17 protein-coding genes are annotated in these 18,488 nt (G+C 37.4%); 7 read left to right on the forward strand and 10 right to left on the reverse strand.

Features of this window, described 5'->3' with window-relative positions; all coding sequences use genetic code 11:
- Positions 1–58: 58 nt before the first annotated feature.
- The gene (locus PN497_RS24200; RefSeq protein WP_096564919.1) at positions 59–910 is read right to left on the reverse strand and encodes a universal stress protein; all 852 of its coding nucleotides are present in this window, start codon (positions 908–910) and stop codon (positions 59–61) included.
- Between the two features lie 721 nt (positions 911–1,631).
- Positions 1,632–3,737 carry a M3 family metallopeptidase gene (locus PN497_RS24205; protein ID WP_096564921.1) on the reverse strand — a complete coding sequence of 702 codons (2,106 nt, stop codon included), beginning with the start codon at positions 3,735–3,737 and terminating at the stop codon, positions 1,632–1,634.
- A gap of 270 nt (positions 3,738–4,007) precedes the next feature.
- Between PN497_RS24205 and PN497_RS24210 the strand changes: the two genes are divergently transcribed.
- Positions 4,008–4,190, forward strand: coding sequence for a hypothetical protein (locus PN497_RS24210; protein WP_334310695.1), 183 nt, complete (start codon positions 4,008–4,010; stop codon positions 4,188–4,190).
- A 50-nt stretch (positions 4,191–4,240) separates the two neighbouring features.
- Here the strand turns inward: PN497_RS24210 and PN497_RS24215 are convergent, their stop codons facing one another.
- Positions 4,241–4,537 (reverse strand): acylphosphatase, encoded by a 297-nt coding sequence (locus tag PN497_RS24215; protein WP_096564923.1) that lies wholly within the window; start codon positions 4,535–4,537, stop codon positions 4,241–4,243.
- Positions 4,538–4,769: 232 nt separating this feature from the next.
- Between PN497_RS24215 and PN497_RS24220 the strand changes: the two genes are divergently transcribed.
- Positions 4,770–5,147 carry a DUF1823 family protein gene (locus tag PN497_RS24220; protein ID WP_096564925.1) on the forward strand — a complete coding sequence of 126 codons (378 nt, stop codon included), beginning with the start codon at positions 4,770–4,772 and terminating at the stop codon, positions 5,145–5,147.
- 730 nt (positions 5,148–5,877) lie between these two features.
- Positions 5,878–6,921, forward strand: coding sequence for a 3-deoxy-7-phosphoheptulonate synthase (locus PN497_RS24225; protein WP_096572525.1), 1,044 nt, complete (start codon positions 5,878–5,880; stop codon positions 6,919–6,921).
- A 112-nt stretch (positions 6,922–7,033) separates the two neighbouring features.
- Here the strand turns inward: PN497_RS24225 and PN497_RS24230 are convergent, their stop codons facing one another.
- Positions 7,034–8,962: an ATP-binding protein gene (locus tag PN497_RS24230; RefSeq protein WP_096564927.1), complete on the reverse strand. Its 1,929-nt coding sequence runs from the start codon at positions 8,960–8,962 to the stop codon at positions 7,034–7,036.
- A 219-nt stretch (positions 8,963–9,181) separates the two neighbouring features.
- On the opposite strand from PN497_RS24230, the gene PN497_RS24235 reads away from it, so the two are divergent.
- Positions 9,182–9,385, forward strand: a complete 204-nt coding sequence (locus PN497_RS24235) for a hypothetical protein (RefSeq protein ID WP_096564929.1) — start codon at positions 9,182–9,184, stop codon at positions 9,383–9,385.
- Positions 9,386–9,462: 77 nt separating this feature from the next.
- Here PN497_RS24235 and hetI read toward each other — a convergent pair whose 3' ends face one another.
- Both hetI and PN497_RS24245 read right to left on the reverse strand, forming a co-directional pair.
- Positions 9,463–10,182 carry a 4'-phosphopantetheinyl transferase HetI gene (hetI, locus tag PN497_RS24240; protein ID WP_096564931.1) on the reverse strand — a complete coding sequence of 240 codons (720 nt, stop codon included), beginning with the start codon at positions 10,180–10,182 and terminating at the stop codon, positions 9,463–9,465.
- A gap of 180 nt (positions 10,183–10,362) precedes the next feature.
- Complete coding sequence (locus PN497_RS24245) at positions 10,363–11,436, reverse strand: YheT family hydrolase (protein ID WP_096564933.1); 1,074 nt, start codon at positions 11,434–11,436, stop codon at positions 10,363–10,365.
- A gap of 157 nt (positions 11,437–11,593) precedes the next feature.
- On the opposite strand from PN497_RS24245, the gene PN497_RS24250 reads away from it, so the two are divergent.
- The gene (locus tag PN497_RS24250; protein ID WP_096564935.1) at positions 11,594–12,337 is read left to right on the forward strand and encodes a response regulator transcription factor; all 744 of its coding nucleotides are present in this window, start codon (positions 11,594–11,596) and stop codon (positions 12,335–12,337) included.
- On the opposite strand, the gene PN497_RS24255 is transcribed toward PN497_RS24250, so the two are convergent.
- Positions 12,321–12,449 carry a hypothetical protein gene (locus PN497_RS24255; RefSeq protein WP_272110984.1) on the reverse strand — a complete coding sequence of 43 codons (129 nt, stop codon included), beginning with the start codon at positions 12,447–12,449 and terminating at the stop codon, positions 12,321–12,323. The genes PN497_RS24250 and PN497_RS24255 overlap by 17 nt on opposite strands.
- A gap of 45 nt (positions 12,450–12,494) precedes the next feature.
- Between PN497_RS24255 and PN497_RS24260 the strand changes: the two genes are divergently transcribed.
- Positions 12,495–12,656 (forward strand): hypothetical protein, encoded by a 162-nt coding sequence (locus tag PN497_RS24260; protein WP_409349342.1) that lies wholly within the window; start codon positions 12,495–12,497, stop codon positions 12,654–12,656.
- A gap of 72 nt (positions 12,657–12,728) precedes the next feature.
- Here the strand turns inward: PN497_RS24260 and PN497_RS24265 are convergent, their stop codons facing one another.
- The 3 genes from PN497_RS24265 to PN497_RS24275 form a co-directional block, all read right to left on the reverse strand.
- Positions 12,729–13,229, reverse strand: a complete 501-nt coding sequence (locus tag PN497_RS24265) for a PPC domain-containing protein (protein WP_096564939.1) — start codon at positions 13,227–13,229, stop codon at positions 12,729–12,731.
- 80 nt (positions 13,230–13,309) lie between these two features.
- Entirely contained in the window at positions 13,310–14,002 is a 693-nt protein-coding gene (locus PN497_RS24270) for a ComF family protein (RefSeq protein WP_272110987.1), read from the reverse strand.
- Between the two features lie 23 nt (positions 14,003–14,025).
- Positions 14,026–14,508, reverse strand: a complete 483-nt coding sequence (locus tag PN497_RS24275; RefSeq protein ID WP_096564941.1) for a GNAT family N-acetyltransferase — start codon at positions 14,506–14,508, stop codon at positions 14,026–14,028.
- A 250-nt stretch (positions 14,509–14,758) separates the two neighbouring features.
- Between PN497_RS24275 and smc the strand changes: the two genes are divergently transcribed.
- Positions 14,759–18,403, forward strand: a complete 3,645-nt coding sequence (gene smc, locus PN497_RS24280; protein WP_096564942.1) for a chromosome segregation protein SMC — start codon at positions 14,759–14,761, stop codon at positions 18,401–18,403.
- Positions 18,404–18,488 lie beyond the last annotated feature (85 nt).

Consider the following 18,488-nt stretch of genomic DNA (forward strand, 5'->3'; position numbering starts at 1 on the left):
AGTCACCAGTCACCAGTTACCAGTCACCAGTCACCAGTCACCAGTCACCAGTCCCTATTTATGCAACAGTTCTAGCCAACAATACTGGACAAGTGGCATTAACACGCACATAGTCAGATAAAGAAGCGCCAACAAGTCGATCCAAATCTACAAAACTCTTAGCAATAGATGGCCGACGATCTGGAGAACCTAACAACAATAAGTCTACATTGAGTTCTTCAGCTAAACGACAAATTTCTTCACCTGGTTTGCCACTACTTGTTACACAACGCACAGAAACACCTTGTCTTTCCGCTGCTGTTACAGCATTTCCCAACACTGTATCTTTTTCTGGTTTAATATCAGCAATACCTGATAATTTACTGCCCAAGTCTGTATTGATATTAGCCAAAATTAACTGACCACCACTAACATCTCTGAGCAAAAATAAGGCTAAGTTCAAACAATTTTGGGAAGCATCAGAATTATCTATTGCCACCATTACACGCTTAATTCTTTTGACATAAATGTCATCTTTAACCAGCAACATGGGACGAGAAGACAATTGGAAAACATACTGACTGACAGAGTTAGCTAAAATTGATTTCAGTCGTTTCAGTCCTCTTGAACCCATGATAATCAAGTCAGCTTCTATTTCATCAGCGACTTGACAAACTACATCTTTGGGATCTCCTTGGCGTAAAATAGAAGAAACCCGACTGGGATCTAAATCCAAAGACTGAATTGCATTAGCTAGGATCTTACCACCTTCTTCCCATTTATCTGTCATTGCCGCAGCAGTAGTTTGTGAAGGTACAACGTGCAGAACTGTAACTTTTGCAGATTGGATAGATGGCAGTTCTTTCAATGTCTTCATCATTTCTTCTGCGTGTCCTAGTCCAGAGACAGCCAGCAAAATTTTTTGTATCATTGTCCGTAATTGTTCTTAAGGTTTCTTTGGGTTGCGCTGCCAGTACCGAGCATCAGAACTGATGTTCTCAATTTATCTGAAAAACCTAGTTAGCAAATGAACGCAAATAAATTTTAGTTATTAGTTATTAGTCTTTAGTTATTAGTCTTGAGTCATTACAACCAAAACTTACCAATGAGTAGAAAACTAATAAAACTTTAAGTTTGTTTGCGCTTAGTTACTGAAAATTGCCCCCAGGTTTTTCCTAGATTCAGCATACTCTCAATTTAGCCTAATTAAGTTTACGAAATATAATGTTATTTATTATTTTTAATCTATATTCATTTTTGTTGATGAGAAATTAGTAAAGAAATACAACAGAAATTAAATTCTCACTATATTAACTTTTCTGAGGAGCTATTCCTAAGCTGACAATCTTATTGTCAAAATATAATTATTTTGACTTATTTTGACAAATATTGACACAATTGAGTTAATAAGTACCCAGGCAAAATTAATTGCACATAGTGTTTTTATTTTTTTAGTTAAACTGTAGAAATACCCAAGCAAAATTAATTTAACATATAGATATTGAGTGAAAACAAAAGTGTCTGTATTCCTTAATTCCTGTTCCCCGTTCTCTGTTCCCTCTCTTAACTGTAAAATTTATTTTATTTATTTTCCACAAAGAAAGATATTGGGAATGTTGGGTTTCCTTACGTCAACCCAACCATAGAATCTTTTAGGTAGCAGCCAACAAACCATTATGCTTAAGTAAAGCAGTTGTTTTTGGTTCACGACCCCGGAAGGCTTTAAAAATTTCCATTGGGTGCATACTACCACCCATAGCTAAGATCGTATCTCGATAGAGCCTACCAGTATCATGTATTGCCACTTCATCTTCTAAATCCGCTTCTTCAAAAGCAGCAAAAGCATCAGCACTTAGAACTTCAGCCCACTTATAGCTATAGTATCCAGCCGCATAGCCCCCTTCAAAGATGTGACCGAAAGCACATAAAAAGGCATCCTCAGGCAATGGTGGTAAAACAGTAGTAGTTTTGGCAATTCGTTCACGGACATCTATGGGAGTTTCATCACCACCAGGACGATAGCGGTAATGTAGTTCCATGTCCACACTGCTGAGGTGAATTTGCCGTAACATTGCCGAACCACTCATGTAATTACGGGCTGCTAACAGCTTTTGATAATAATGCTCTGGTAATGGTTCACCTGTTTCGTAGTGTTTAGCCATACTGAATAAGGTGGGACGGTCATAACACCAATTTTCCATAAATTGGCTAGGTAATTCTATTGCATCCCACTCCACACTATTAATACCTGCTGCGCCAGTATAATCAACCTTGGTGAGCATATGGTGTAAACCATGTCCAAATTCGTGGAACAAAGTTTCTACATCATCAAAAGTCATCAAACTTGGTTTATTATCCACTGGGGGAGTTTGGTTACAAATCAAATAAGCTACTGGTAAGCGGGTGCTAGTTATACCCCGTTCTGTGATTTTGCTGCGATGAATACAAGCTTCCATCCAAGCACCACCACGTTTTTCGGCAGGACGAATGTAGGGATCGAGATAAAAGTAAGCAATGGGAGTACCATTTTTATCAGAAATTTGGAAATAACGGACATCCTCATGCCAAACTGGAGCTTGACCATCAGCAGGTGTCACAGTCACACCAAATAGCCGTTTAATTAGTCCAAATAAGCCATCAAGAACTTGGGGAAGGGGGAAATAAGGACGTAATTCCTCTTCAGTAAAAGCGAATTTGGCTTCTCTTTGACGTTCTGCCCAAAAACTGATGTCCCAGTGTTGCAAATCTTCCACTTCTGCTGCTTTCTGAGATTTAGCAAAATCTTTGAGTGCTTCTAAATCTTTAACAGCAGCATCATAACTAGCTTGACGCAGTTCTTCTAACAGCTTTTCCACGGCTGGGACATTTTTCGCCATTTTACTAGCTAAACTCAGTTCGGCAAAATTTTCAAAGCCCAGTAACTTTGCCAATTCTTGCCGTAACTGTAAAATTTTTTCAATGAGAGGGTTGTTATTTAATTCCCCAGAGGAAGCACGGGTAATATAAGCTTTGTATAATTTTTCCCGTAAATCCCGACGGGTGCTGTGTTGCATGAAGGGAAAATAACTGGGAAAATCTAATGTGATGTGCCAAGGTCCATTTTCTGGGGTGGCCTGTTCTTCCCCGGCAATGCGAGCCGCCTGAGCAGCTAAACTGATTAAGCTACTGGGTAAACCGTCAATTTCTGCTTTGGTTGTTAAAACTAGACTAAAGGCTGAGGTAGCATCCAAAAGATTATTAGCAAAATCTGTAGCCAGTTCTGCTAATTGCATTTGAATCACATTAAAACGCTCTCGTGCTTCTCCTTCCAAACCCACACCAGATAATTTTGCATCTCGAATCGCTGCTTCTACAATGCGTTGCTGGGCAGATTCTAAGGTTTCCCAGGTATCACTGGCACGGAGGGCTTTAAAAGCCTTGTAAATCGGTTTGCTTTGTCCAAGGGTGTTAATAAAGTGTACTACTTGTGGCTGAACCTTTTGATATGCTATACGTAAATCAGGGCTATTTTTGACACCCATTAAATGGTTGAGTATACCCCAACTCCAGTACAGCTTTTCTGTTAACTTTTCTAGAGGTTCTACTAAACCAGTCCATGTAGGCTCTACATTAGTTTCTAATATAGCTAGTTGTTGTTGCAATTCTGTTAACAGATGTTTAAAAGCAGGTTCTACTTGCTCTGGTGTAATATCTGCAAATGGCGGTAAACCTCTGCCTTGGAGTAGGGGGTTTTGAGAAATAATAGCAGTTGCACTCATGGTTTTATGTTAGTAGCCGATCAATAGGCAGAACAACAATGACTTTTATTTATATAACTAATAATGTAACGTAACTACACAATTTAGCCTTGCTAGAATGGCATTCTTATAAATTTCTCAAAATCAGCCAGAAAGGAGAAGCAAAATTTTCCCAGTAATAGATAAGGCATAAATAGGTTTTTTCATGATTTTACAGGGATAATTTACCATAATCAGTGTTTTAGTATTTACAAAGTCATAAAAATTCTGCTTTCTGTTTTATTTACACCTGTGGTTGTATTGTTGATTTGTATAGATGTATTAGCAGCGATTAAAACCAAAAAAAATGGATACAAACAAGGAAAGACAGTTTTAAAAGGTCATTTGGCTTATGATGACTCGCTCAAGGGTAAGCCTCCAGGTGTGTTGGTGGTTCATGAATGGAATGGTTTGCAGTCTTATGCTAAACAATGAACTGAGCATTTAGCAAAGCTGGGTTATGTAGCTGCTGTTAATAATAGCAGCTAACGCCTCACTTCAAAGCCCCGCAAACCTTCTGGGTGTTCATACTCAACTGTAACTTCCTTTACCATTGCCGCAGGTGGTCCTGCATGACACCAACGCACCATTTCCTCTACAATTTCTTTAGCACCCTCAAAAACTGCTTCCACTCCACTATCTGGGAGATTTCGCACCCAACCAGTTAACCCCAACTGGGTAGCAGTATCTACAGTGGCGTAACGATACCCCACACCTTGAACTCTGCCAGTAATGAAGACATGGGCGCGGATTAGTTTTGGTAGTGGTGTTGTAGATTGCATAAAAAAGTCTGGTTTCAGGAGACAGTAAGCAGAAATTAACAGTTTCTAGTATTTTACGATTTCAGGTTTACTTTTTAATCTGCAACTTTGTTGGTACAGTTGGGTTTCTCGGTTGTCACTGATAAATCTTTAATTTCACCCCTAAAACGCTAAAATCTTCTAGGTTACTGACTGAGTTTACAACTGACAACTGACAACTGACAACAAAACACGGACAAAATTAAAATTACTTATGTCTAACTTGCCACCACTCAATAAAGAAACAATTTGGGATATTATCAACGATAATATTGATGATACTACTGTTAACCAATTGGTATGGTATCACTTGGGTTATCGTTATGATGCTAACACTGAAAAATGGGATACTAGCCAAGTAGCACCAGAATGGGTGGCTGAATATCCAGAACCTGGGAATTTTATTGAGTCTCGCCCAGCAACAATGAAATTAACTCGTTCTATTCCCCAAGAGAATAAACAACTGCTCAAACAAAAACTAGGTTTTAAAGGTTACAAAATCGGAGAATTTGGTCCTCGGCAAACTCGCAGGGCAACTATGGCAGGTTGGTTATTAAGTTATATGATGATCACTACTGGTAAAATTGAATAATATGATATTTGGTGATTGGTGATTGGTGATTGGTGATTGGGAAAAATCAACCAGTTACCAAAAGCTGATTTTGATATAATTGATTTTTAATAAAATTTCCTAGAACACCGATTCATTAATCGTAAGGGCGTTCGCGTAGTGTGCCGAATGCATAGCATTCGGAAAGAATATCAATTGTTTCAACGATAGGTTATCACCCGAATGCTTCGCCCCTACAAGATGAAAACAGATTACCTAGCATTACTGAATCGACGATCTAGCATCTGGGCGACAAAAATATACATAAACAATATACATAAACATAGATTTTTTCCTAAAAATCTGCTTTTTTATAGATTCATGTTTTTTGATTTTTATGTATTGTTGAACTAGATCACAATAATGCACGTAATTACTTAATGGTAATTAGTGATTAGTCAAGTCTCATCAAATCTAACTAATTTTTCAGGTTTTCATTTTTCTAAGAACTAATTACTATTTTTCTCAATACTGGATATTCTGAATACTAGATATCCTGACTTCTCTATTATAGATACAGCATCTCAATTAAAACATAGCCCGAAAGAGCGTTTTACTCCTGACTCCTGACTCCTGTACGGGCAACCACGGGGGGTTGCCACTACTGACTCCTGACTCCTGACTCCTGATGTATCTTGTATTTTTCCTGAAAAATGTGTATAGTATTCCTTTACACAATCAAGCGGATTACACAAGTTTAGAGTTTTACACCATGATCAACAAATTAATTAACACTAATATTAAGAGTTCGCACGTTTTATTAACTCCTAATCAAGTTAAAGAAAAATTGCCTTTAACTAAATCTGCTGAACATACAATTTTGCAATTCAGACAGGAAATAGAACATATTCTTGATTTTAAAGATAGCAGAAAATTCATTGTAGTTGGTCCTTGTTCTATACATGATCCCAAAGCGGCGATAGAATATGCTGAGAAGTTGAAAGTTCTAGCTGATAAAGTGCATGATAAATTGTTGCTGATCATGCGGGTTTATTTTGAAAAACCTAGAACTACTGTAGGTTGGAAAGGATTAATTAACGATCCCGATATGGATGATTCTTTTCATGTAGAAAGAGGGATTTTAATTGCTCGGAGTTTATTATTAAAATTGGCAGAATTAGGATTACCAACAGCAACGGAAGCACTTGATCCGATTATTCCTCAATATATCAGTGAATTGGTTTGTTGGTCAGCAATTGGAGCGAGGACAACTGAATCACAAACTCACCGCGAAATGGCCAGTGGTCTTTCCATGCCGGTGGGTTTTAAAAATGGTACAGATGGTAATATTAATGTGGCTTTGAATGCTCTCAAATCAGCGCAAACTCCACATAATTTTTTAGGAATTAACCAAAAGGGACAGGTGAGTGTATTTCAAACAAGAGGTAATTTTCATGGTCATGTAATTTTGCGGGGTGGAAGTCAGCCTAATTATGATCCGGAGAATGTGAAATTGGTAGAGGAACAATTAAAAGCCGCAGGTTTACCACCAAGAATAGTCATTGATTGCAGTCATGGTAACACCAATAAAGATTATAGATTGCAATCTGCGGTGTTAGAAAATATAATTCAGCAAATAGTTGCTGGTAATAATTCAATTTTGGGAATGATGCTGGAATCAAATTTATATGAAGGTAATCAACCAATTACAGGAAAACGGGAAGAATTACAATATGGTGTTTCAGTAACTGACAAATGTATTAGTTGGGAAGAAACAGAAAGAATTATTTTAGCTGCTCATGCCAAACTCAAGTAAAGTTAGGAGGCAGGAGAATTTTAGATTTTAGATTTTAGATTTTAGATTGGATTCATGAAATACAATCCAAAATCCAAAATCCAAAATCCAAAATCCAAAATTGTATCCCCAATCACCAATCACCTGCTATAGTAATTGTTTGTTCAATTGCTGGTAGATAAACATTGAAAAAATCTGTTTCTACGTCTAAAATTAAATCTTCGCTTGCTCCTTTATGTCGAATAGAAACATTGTTGTCTTTCTTAATGATCACAATCGAACCATCTATGGCATCTCTTAATAATATCATTTCTGTTTCTGTAGGATTATCCAATACCACAATATTACTACCTTTGTAAACCATTCCTTCTGATTCTAGAGTATCTTCTGCGTATTCAGCAATTAATAAATCAAGCTGAGGATGACGCAACAAAGTTTGTATATTGCGATTGTATTCTTGACTCCAAAATTTTTGGCAACGATTGATAAATATTCCCTCGCGACACACAGCACCTATTTTCATTTGTGGATGTTGTAAAAGAATCTGATCAATTATTGCTTGTAATTCAAGTACAGTAATTTTATTAAACGTAATAATTGGTATTCTGGCATCTTGGGCAGATGGAAAAAAGGTTGATAAAATATGGGCAGGAACATCAACACTTGTACCAATCGCGGGGTTAAGGTGCATGAAAATACCTGGTGCAGCGTTAATTTCTAAGATGGCAAAATTACCATTCTTCCAAGAGTGGGAAATATTTTTAGTAATCACATCAATGCCTAAACAAGTAAGGCGAAAATGTTGGGCAATTTCTTCTGCTAAGATAATATTATCAGGATGAATTTTATTGGTAGCATTAATGCTGATACCACCGGATGAGATATTAGCAACTTTGGTAAGATAAATAATGCGATCGCGTTCAATTATACTATCCACATCTAATCTTTGTTCATATAAATATCGTTCCATCGCTTCATCAATGACAATTTTACTCATGGATGATGTGGGTGTATCTCTCCGTTCTGGTTTGCGATTTTCTTTTTTAATTAATTCTCTAATTGTTGAATATCCATTACCCACAACCGATGGTGGCCTACGTTCTGTAGCAGCGACAAATTTACCATTGACACACAATAAACGAAAATCCCTTCCTGATATACTTTGCTCCATAATAATTCTAATTGATTCATCTTCGGGAATTGCTAATACTGCAAAATTATAAGCAGATTTCAATTTTCTAGAATCATTGATATTAGGAGTTACACCAATTCCTTTATGACCCACTACAGGTTTAATTGCCACTGGATAACCGATTTTTCTAGCTATATCTAACGCTTCTGTTTCTGAAGTTACAATATCACCCTTTGGCACGGGAAAACCCAATCTTTCTAAAAATTCTTTACAATCATCTTTGCGGGTAGTAAATTCAGAATCTAGATGACTATCAATATCAAAAGTTGTTGCTACTCCTCGCACTTGTTTTTTACCATAACCATATTGCATTAATCCTTCTTCCCATAAATAGCAAGTAGGAATACCTTGTTGATATGCAGCTTGCCATAAAGCATAAACTGTTGGTCCACCATAAACAGATTCTCGGAACTTATTTTGCAATTTAATTAACCGTTCCTCAAAGGGGAAATACTCATCTTTAGTAATACTTTCCAACCAATCCCAAACCAAGTACACTACTGCTCTTGCAGTACCTTCATGTAGTGCTTGAATGGCAATTCTTACATAGGAATGATATGCTGTGATACTCCAAAGATTCAGGTATAAACCTATATCTAATTTGCTCACTTCGGAAACAACACGAGCAAATAAATCAGCATATAACTGATATCTTTGCTCCGCTAAGTGCGGATAAAAATCACTTATAACGTCAATATAATCCTCTATCGGTAGAGGATCTTGAAATTCAGTCAAAGAAAAATCAAATACTAGCGCCCCTGTATCTAAATAAGGGTTGGGTCCAATATAATACTTGAAGTTAAAAATATCAAATACATCAGTTCTTCTAGCATTGATGCGGATGACATCGGTACTTTGCTCTTGAACCATTGATTTTCGATTTATTGACAATTTTTGAGGTTATTTAGCCAAGTTCAACTTACTCCTATTATGAATAAGATTCAGCTATCTCAGGGCATAATTTCCATTTAATTAAAGTTTCTGAAATCACGCTTAAGAGAATCAAGATAAAAATAATACTGGGGATAGATTTAATGAAGTTACTTTTTCAATAAAAGAAAAACAGGTAATTCAGAAGATATCTTAGTTATGAATAACACACATTCTGCTCTCAGAAATGAAGTTAGAGAATTGGCTGAGGAAGCATTTCACCGCAAGTTAATTTCAGGATATGGAGATGGGCAAAATATGAATGAATACCAAATTGTTTATCAAGGAAAACCTAGACATATATCTTTAGAACAAGCTCGGCTTTTTTTGACAGATTTAATTTATAGACACCAAATTCATTAAAGAGGGCAACCCACAAAATATAGCATATAGCTCACCCATTATGTTTGAAACAGACTTAATCTGTTATTTTTCATCTGCTATAATTGCCAAAATTGGAAATTATTGCTATGATTATCTACAACAACCGCAGCAACAAAATTATCTGCTGGTAGTAATTCTTTTAATTGCCAATTTCCTGAAACTTTTAATTGAGCAGGTTCTGTAGGTGTTAATTCAATTCCGATTTGTTCTAATTGAATTAAACCATCTCCCGTGGCTTTTAAATAAGCTTCTTTACAAGTCCAGTAACGAAAAAATACTTGTTGTTTTTGTTCAGGTGTAAGTAATTTAATTACTGCATATTCTTGGGGTAAAAAGAAACGTCGAGCAAGATTTTCTAAATCAGACATTGGGCGAATAAATTCTAAATCTACCCCAATTAATCTTTGATAACTTACGCCACACAAACCCAAATCTTGCGAATGTGACAAATTAAAAAATATTCCTGAATCAGCAAACTTAGCTGCTAAAATTGGTTTGCCCCGTTGTTGATAATCAAATTCTACTTGAGACGGTTCTACACCTAAATAACTTCCTAAAATAGTCCGCAGACTACCACGCCCAACAATAAAACGCTGTCGATGTTCAGAAAAATAAAACCTTTCTGCACGAGCAACTTCATCACTAGATAAAGTTTCTCTGAAAGATTGTATCTGTGATTCAGATTGCTGTAAGTTTATTTTCCAGATATGCACATCATCAGATAACAATACTAATTTTTTAGGTGCAGGTAGCCAGTTTGAGGGAAAGTTATTCACAACTAATTCACAACTAAAAAGTTTGGGTTCTAGATAATTAATTCTTCAAAAAATCAGGGATGTTTGATCAATACTACCTGATAAATCTAAGCACTATATTGATGAAAGAATAGGGTCTAAAATTCCGCCTTTGAAAGCGAAAATTTTTGGGAGATTTGGGAGATTTATGATAAATAGCCCTTATAATAACAGACTCCTGTCTTCTGCCTTCTGCCTCCTGCCTTCATTAATTCCTATCCATTCTAAAATACGATTCCAAGCCCACCATTGATCAGGATCTTGGGATTGAATTTGACACTTTTTACTACTTATATAACCTACATGACCACCGTAGGATGTAAGTAACAAATCTATAGCAGGATTTTTGGCACTGGCAACTTTTAAATCATCAACAAGATCGGGATGAAATAAGGGATCATCAGCAGCATAAATAATTAAAGTTGGTTTTTGCAACAGAGGTAACAGATGTAAACCACTGCTGGTCTGATAATATTCTTCCACAGAACTAAAACCCAAGCGGCCAATGACAAGTTCTTCATCAAATCCCCAAATGCTATTTGCTCTTTCTATTGCTGCCGAATCAAAAGAATTATCATGAGTATGATGTAATTTCCAGGCTAGTTTTTTTAATTCTCCAGCAATGCGGGATTCAACATACTTACCAAAAGGGTGAGTGACTAAATAAGTGAGCGATCGCAACGAATCTAAACTAGGACAAATAACTGCTCCTCCAGCAATGTCTATATCTTGTAATTTAAAATCTTGTGCTGCTTTGATTCCCCACAGCGCCAATTGTCCCCCTAGAGAATACCCTGTAAACCAGCATTTTGGAGGACAACCCATTGCTACCGCTTGCTGGGCAATTCTGACAAAATCTTCCCCTTCATACAACCCATCAGAAGTTAAAGTTGGGGATAATTCTGCCGTTTTACCATGCGCCCGCCAATCAAAGAGAACCACAGCATAACCTTGAGAGTATGCTTTACGTCCCAACAATCTTAAAAACCATTGTTGTTCTAACTCTCCTGTAATACCATAAGTGCCAATAATTGTGCTGTGGGCATTTTCGGGTATGGCAACCCAACCGAAAATTGGTACATCCTGCCCTCCCGTAAATACGACCTGCTGATAAAGTGGTTCTGGGTGTGAAATTGTGCTTTCCCAGTTATTTCCTGCCCATAAAGCAGTGTAAGCAGTCATGGCAGCACCATTTCGCAAGAAATAGGGCGGACTGTAGGTAGAGTTACACACCATATATTAATTTTCGTGTAAATTAGTATTGTTTTCACAATCTCTAATTTTAATATTTATGTTGGATTTTAAATCTTTTTTTACAATCGAAAAAGTAATCTTTGTATCTCTCAAAGGTTCTTAATTTATCCTTAAATAAAGTAGTCATAATTTTTTAATAATGCCCAGGATTCTTGTCATAGATGATGACCCAGCGATTTCAGAACTTGTTGCCGTCAACTTGGAAATGGCTGGCTACGATGTTAGTCAAGCTGAAGATGGCATCAAAGGTCAGGCGCTGGCGCTCCAGTTACAACCCGACTTGATCATGCTTGATCTGATGTTGCCCAAAGTAGACGGTTTTACCATTTGCCAGCGTTTACGTCGGGATGATCGCACATCTGAAATTCCGGTTTTAATGCTGACAGCATTAAACCAAACTCAATATAAAGTTGAGGGTTTCAATGCTGGCGCAGATGACTACTTGACCAAACCTTTTGAAGTAGAAGAAATGCTGGCACGAGTGCGGGCTTTGTTACGACGTACTGACCGCATTCCCCAAGCCGCAAAACACAGTGAAATTCTTAACTATGGTTCTCTTACCCTCGTTCCAGAAAGATTTGAGGCCATTTGGTTTGGTGAAACTGTAAAACTGACTCATTTAGAATTTGAGTTGCTTCATTGCTTGCTTCAGCGTCATGGACAAACAGTTTCTCCCAGTGAAATTCTCCGAGAAGTTTGGGGTTATGACCCTGATGATGACATTGAAACTATTCGGGTGCATATTCGCCACTTGAGAACTAAACTCGAACCAGATCCTCGCCATCCCTGCTACATTAAGACGGTTTATGGTGCAGGATACTGTCTAGAGTTGCCCAGCGCACCACCATCAAGTGAGGGAACTACCGCTACATTAGTTGAGTGATATGGGAACTGGGGACTGGGGACTGGGGACTGGGGACTGGGGATTGGGGACTGGGGACTGGGGACTGGGGACTGGGGATAGTTAATTTTGACACTCTCCGGGCTGAAGCCACGGAGATTCTTGGTTCAACGAGTCCACTTAGATTAGATCCCTTGCGGTGTCTAACAAGCGAGGTGGTTCTCTCCCCAAGCAGTGCCTACGGTTTTGGATGGACAATCAAAATGTTAAACCCTACGACCTGAATAAGTATACTGCTGTATTAGCGTCGGAATTTGATTTTGCTGAGAAATTAAATTCAATGGCTACTTCAAAAATCTAGGCTTGTTGGTGCAATATTCAACATTGTTTAGTAAATAATCAATCAGGACAATGCTTTCCATCTCCCCACACCCTACTTAACTGGTTGCAGTTTTGTCACCTTGAGTTTAAAGTTACCAACCCCAGTTTCTCCAAAAGACCGGACACGAACAATATAATTTCCTGTTTCGGCGATGCGGGTAAACAGGAGAGAATTACTTGTACCATCAGGTCCATCATCATTTTCTGCCACCGTTGAACCATCAGGACCTAAAAGAGTAATAATAGTGTCAAAGTTTTCAGATGACAAATCAATTGCTAAATTATCACCTTTATTTAATTTGACTGTATAATCACGCGCAAACCCCCCTTGACCTGTGGGAATGTCTGTAGCTTTTAATGTATCAGCAATTTCTGAACTACTATTTAAGGGAATGGGTTTATATAAATTATTTGTATTTGTATTTGTATTTGTATTTGTATTTGCATTATTCGTATTTTGAGCAAATACTGTATTTATACTGATTAAAATTGTCAGTATACTTACAGGAAAGATAATTATTTTTTTTAAACCCACTGCAAAACCTTTGTTCATAAATGAAAACATTTTTCCCTCAAACACAGGGTATAATTTTGTTAATTATAGATTTATCACCCACAAGTTGCCCATTAACTCTAGGCTGATCTATCTTTACCCGTTGTGGCTACAGCAGCTACCCCCAATACAGAAATATCACCTTGATTAAGTGTATATACAGCAGATTTGACGGTTGCGCCAGTAGTATAAATATCATCCACTAACAGCACGGGTGCATCTGGACGAATACGGCTAAAATCCGATCCTATAGCAAAAGCATCTGCTAAATTTTGTTCTCTCTCTGCACCGGATACGCTAAATTGTGCTTTTGTATCTTTAACTCTGGCTAACCCATTTGATTTTAATTTTAACCCAGTGATCTGACAAAATCCTTGGGCGATTATTTCAGCTTGATTAAAACCCCTTTCTTTGAGCTTTTTTGGGTGAAGTGGTATGGGTACAATTACAGGTTTTTGATTTTTTAATGTACAATTTAATATCCATGATTCTCCTAGATACTGACCCAATAACCGCCCCATTTCTGGCTGGTTTTCATATTTCATGACGGCGATCGCCCTTTTTAATGTTCCTCCATAACTCCCCCAACTAAACACGGGTAAAGGTTCTTTCCATAAGACATTGGGGTTTTGCAGATGGCAGCTTTGTAATTGTTTATTACAATATTGACAAAGTTGCTGTTTTGTGCTTCGCTGGCAGATAGGGCAATTGTTCTGTAGGAATAAATTTAGTAAATTTTTAAACATAGTAATTGCTAATTGCTGATGGGTCATTAGTTATTTTTCCCAGTCACCAGTCACCTCAAGTATTTCACATACACGCGATCGCATCTTTTTGTTTCCACTCCTGTCGCGGGGATATATCCATTATTCTCATAAAGCTGGACTGCTTCTTTTAAAACGCTGGCTGTTTCTATCCAAATTTGTTCAAATCCGCGTTTTTCTATAGTTAATTCTAGCTGCTGTAATAAATATTTTCCTAAACCTAAACCACGAATTTCTGGTAAAAGATACATTTTTCTGATTTCTACAGCCTGTTCTCCCCGTTTTATGGGATAATATGCCCCTGTACCTACTATTTTGTTTTGGTGTTCAATTACCCAAAATTCACCACCAACAGCTAAGTAATATTCCTCAATTTCTAAAACGTCTCTATCTGCACCGTCTGCTTCCCAACCTAAGCCATATTCTGCTAAGACTGTACTAATTACGTTTGCTGCTGCTGTGCAATCGCTCTTTTGCCAGTCACGAATGATAAAGTTTTGGTACAATAGTTTCATGTTGATTAGGGAATTAAGAGGAACGAACCGCAAAGTACGCAAAGTACACAAAGGAAGGATGTTTTCGAGAGATTTTTTGTGTCAGAGGTTGGATTTAAAATCTAAGTTAAATATTAAGGTAAGTTGTTAGTATTAATTATCAGAATCAATCTAAAATCCAAAATCTAAAGTTACTAAACAGTTGCAAATATTGAAAAATAATTGATACACTTGTTCCTTTATACCAGTTTACAGTGAAGCAGCGCCCATAATGGTGCATATCAAGCGGGTCGAACTTACTAATTTTAAGTCTTTCGGTGGTACAACTTCTGTCCCTTTACTACCGGGTTGTACTGTCATTTCTGGTCCTAACGGATCGGGAAAGTCAAATATTCTGGATGCGTTGCTGTTCTGCTTAGGACTATCCAGTTCTAAGGGAATGCGTGCTGATAAGTTGCCAGATTTGGTTAATAATAATCAAGTCGCTAAAGGACGTAATGCTATTGAGGCTATTGTAACTGTTACTTTTGATATTTCTGATATTGTCTCACGCAAAGACGCAAAGGCGCAAAGTGAGGAAGATCAGGAAGTTGAGAAAGTTAGGGAAGTAGAGGAAGCGGAAAATAATTCCCAGTCACCAGTCACCAGTCACCAGTCACCAACTGAGTGGAGTGTTACTCGACGTTTACGGGTTAACTCTCAGGGTGGTTATACTTCTAATTATTATATTAATGGGTCTTCTTGTACTTTGACTGAATTACATGAGGAGTTGGAAAATTTAAGAATTTACCCTGAAGGTTATAATGTGGTTTTGCAGGGTGATGTCACCAGCATTATTTCTATGAATGCTAGGGAACGTCGAGAAATTATTGATGAGTTAGCTGGTGTTGCTGCGTTTGATAGAAAGATTAATCAAGCTAAGGGAACTTTAGATGAGGTTAAGGAAAAGGAAGATAGTTGTAAAATTATAGAAGGGGAGTTGACTTTACAACGCGATCGCCTTTATCAAGATAAGCTAAAAGCTGAAAAGTATCGTCAGTTAAAACAGGAGTTTCAAGAAAAGCAATCTTGGGAATCTGTGTTATCATGGCGTTCTCTCCAAGCACAGCAGGAAAAGTTAGCAACGGATATTCAAGCTGGTGATGTTGCGTTTACTCAAATTTCTGAAAGTTTAAATACTGTCAATCAAAATATTGATCAACAAAGTACACTTCTCAATGAATTAAATGCTCATGTAAAATCTTTGGGTGAGGATCAGCTTTTAGCGGTTCAGTCTACTTTTGCAACCAAAGAAGCGGAACGCAAGCAACTTCAACGACAAAAGGGTGAGTTAGAGTCTCATTTACAGGAAACTGTTAAACGGTTAAACCAAACTCAACAGGAAATTCAAGAGTATCAGATTTCTCTCCAACAAAATCAACAACAATATAATTCAGCAAGTTTAAATTTAACGTCTTTGCAAAATGAACGCAATCAAGCACGAGAAAGGTTAGAATCATCTCGTCAAGTTGCTGCGGAAATTGCTACCGCTTCGGAAGTTTGGGTACAACAACAAACAGCTTTAAGTCGGCAAATTGAAACTTTACTGCAAACTATTGAACCTCAAAGAACTGAGCAAGCACAACTGAGAGAAAGGAATTTTCAGTTACAGGAACTTATTACAGAAGAATCTCAGATTCTTGCTGATTTAGAACCACAATTGGCAGAAAAACAAGCAGAATGCGAAAAATTAGAAGTTGAGTTTAACGGTTCTAGTCAACCGATTCAAAATTTAGCAGAGAATTTAGCAGCGACAGATCAAGAATTACAAATACAACAAGATACCCAAAAACGTTTATTACAAGAACAACGCGATAAACAACGTCAGCTAGATAAACTGGAAGCACAAACCCAAGCACAGCAAGAAGTCCAGGGAACTCAAGCAAGTAAAATTATTATTCAATCTGGTTTACCAGGTTTATGTGGGTTGGTGGTAGATTTGGGTAAGGTTGACTCTCGCTATCATCTGGCTTTGGAAACTGCTGCGGGTGCAAGATTAGGTCATATAGTAGTAGAAGATGATCGTGTTGCTGCTGCGGGAATTGAATTATTAAAACAAAAACGTGCGGGAAGAGCAACTTTTTTACCTTTGAATAAAATAAAAGCTTCTAAGTTTACCCCAGATTTAACACTGCGTTATGTTGATGGTTTTGTTGAATATGCGATGAATCTGGTAGAGTGCGATAAACGCTATCAAGAAGTTTTTAAGTATGTTTTTGGAAATACAGTAGTTTTCAGAACTTTGGAACAAGCGAGAACTCAAATCGGACTTTATCGCATTGTTACCTTAGATGGGGAATTATTAGAAACTAGCGGTGCTATGACTGGTGGGAGTAATACGCAACGCTCAAGTTTAAAATTTGGCACTGGTGAACAAAAAGAATCTGAGGAAGTTGTCAATTTAAGGACGCGGTTAGGAGATATTGAAAGAGTTTTAGAACGTTGTGCAGAAGCTATCACTAATTTATCTGCTCGTAGTAAACAACTAAGTTTGGAGTTAACGGAAGCAAGACAAGGGCGCAGAGAACAACAATTATATTTAGAACAGTTGAAAAAAGAGGTAAAAACCTTAAACGCGCAGTTAGAAAATACCCGCTCTCAACTATCCCAAAATACTGAAAAATTCAATCATGCTCAAACTCGGTTAGAAGTTCTAGATCGGGAATTACCAGATCAAGAAAATCAACTGCAACAATTACGACATACCTTAGCTGAGTTGGAAGCATCGCAAACCCCCAGCGAATGGCAGGAAATTCAAGCTACCATTAGAGAACAAGAGCAGCAATTACAACAAAAAGAAACTACTGTCAGGGAAGTAGAACAAAGATTGCAAAACCTGGAAAATCAGAAACAGCGTTTACAAGAGAAAATTACCGAATCAGAAACGCGAGTTATTGAATATCAAAATGAAAAAACTAATCTTGAAAGTCAACAGTCAACAGTTAACAGTCAACTTGCAGAACTGAATACTCAAATTACCGCAACTCAAGCTAGTTTAAAAGAACTTGAGCAGAATTTAGGTGAGGAGAAAAAGAAACGAGATACAGCAGAACAGGAATTAAGAGATTTAATATTACGTCAACAAAAATTACAATGGGAAATTGAGAAGCTGCAACAAACCCAAGAAAAACGCAGAGAAGATTTAACCACATTGCAAGCGCAATTGCAAACCTTAGCCGCAGAATTACCCAACCCATTACCAGAAGTACCGGATAAAGTAGATTTAGAAGAATTGCAGAAAGAATTACGCAGTTTAGGCAAACGTTTACAGACAATGGAACCCGTAAATATGTTAGCTTTGACTGATTATGAAATAGTAGAAGGACGTTTACAAGAACTAACCCAGAAATTAGAAACTTTAGAAGCAGAAAGAACAGAATTATTATTAAGAATTGAGAATTTTACCACTTTACGACAAACTGCTTTTAAAGAAGCTTTCGACGCAGTAAACGAGAACTTTCAATCAATTTTTGCCACCTTATCCGATGGTGACGGTTATTTACAACTTGATAACCCGGAAGATCCCTTTATTAGTGGTTTAAACTTAGTTGCACACCCCAAAGGAAAACCCGTACAACGTTTAGCATCCATGTCTGGGGGAGAAAAATCTTTAACAGCACTCAGTTTTATTTTCTCACTGCAACGTTATCGCCCATCCCCATTTTACGCCTTTGATGAGGTGGATATGTTTTTGGATGGGGCAAATGTGGAAAGATTAGCGAAAATGATTCAACAACAAGCACAACAAGCGCAGTTTATCGTTGTGAGTCTGCGTCGTCCGATGATAGAATCAGCACAGAGGACAATAGGGGTGACTCAAGCTAGAGGTGCTTATACTCAGGTTTTGGGGATTAAATTGAAATCATCTGATAATTGAATTACCAACAGGAGTTCACAAGATCGATTTCTACGGAGTGCTTTGCTATCGCATTTCAGCTACTTACTCTCTTGTTATTTATTAT

It is taken from the genome of Sphaerospermopsis kisseleviana CS-549 (genome assembly GCF_028329225.1).
Classification (GTDB): Bacteria; Cyanobacteriota; Cyanobacteriia; order Cyanobacteriales; family Nostocaceae; genus Sphaerospermopsis; species Sphaerospermopsis kisseleviana.

What these genes read in the sequence shown, in the direction of transcription:
- PN497_RS24200 (WP_096564919.1), bottom strand. Translation starts at nt 910, where the DNA reads ATGATACAAAAAATTTTGCTGGCTGTCTCTGGACTAGGACACGCAGAA.
- PN497_RS24205 (WP_096564921.1), bottom strand. Translation starts at nt 3,737, where the DNA reads ATGAGTGCAACTGCTATTATTTCTCAAAACCCCCTACTCCAAGGCAGA.
- PN497_RS24215 (WP_096564923.1), bottom strand. Translation starts at nt 4,537, where the DNA reads ATGCAATCTACAACACCACTACCAAAACTAATCCGCGCCCATGTCTTC.
- PN497_RS24220 (WP_096564925.1), top strand. Translation starts at nt 4,770, where the DNA reads ATGTCTAACTTGCCACCACTCAATAAAGAAACAATTTGGGATATTATC.
- PN497_RS24225 (WP_096572525.1), top strand. Translation starts at nt 5,878, where the DNA reads ATGATCAACAAATTAATTAACACTAATATTAAGAGTTCGCACGTTTTA.
- PN497_RS24230 (WP_096564927.1), bottom strand. Translation starts at nt 8,962, where the DNA reads ATGGTTCAAGAGCAAAGTACCGATGTCATCCGCATCAATGCTAGAAGA.
- PN497_RS24235 (WP_096564929.1), top strand. Translation starts at nt 9,182, where the DNA reads ATGAATAACACACATTCTGCTCTCAGAAATGAAGTTAGAGAATTGGCT.
- PN497_RS24245 (WP_096564933.1), bottom strand. Translation starts at nt 11,436, where the DNA reads ATGGTGTGTAACTCTACCTACAGTCCGCCCTATTTCTTGCGAAATGGT.
- PN497_RS24250 (WP_096564935.1), top strand. Translation starts at nt 11,594, where the DNA reads ATGCCCAGGATTCTTGTCATAGATGATGACCCAGCGATTTCAGAACTT.
- PN497_RS24265 (WP_096564939.1), bottom strand. Translation starts at nt 13,229, where the DNA reads ATGAACAAAGGTTTTGCAGTGGGTTTAAAAAAAATAATTATCTTTCCT.
- PN497_RS24270 (WP_272110987.1), bottom strand. Translation starts at nt 14,002, where the DNA reads ATGACCCATCAGCAATTAGCAATTACTATGTTTAAAAATTTACTAAAT.
- PN497_RS24275 (WP_096564941.1), bottom strand. Translation starts at nt 14,508, where the DNA reads ATGAAACTATTGTACCAAAACTTTATCATTCGTGACTGGCAAAAGAGC.
- smc (WP_096564942.1), top strand. Translation starts at nt 14,759, where the DNA reads ATGGTGCATATCAAGCGGGTCGAACTTACTAATTTTAAGTCTTTCGGT.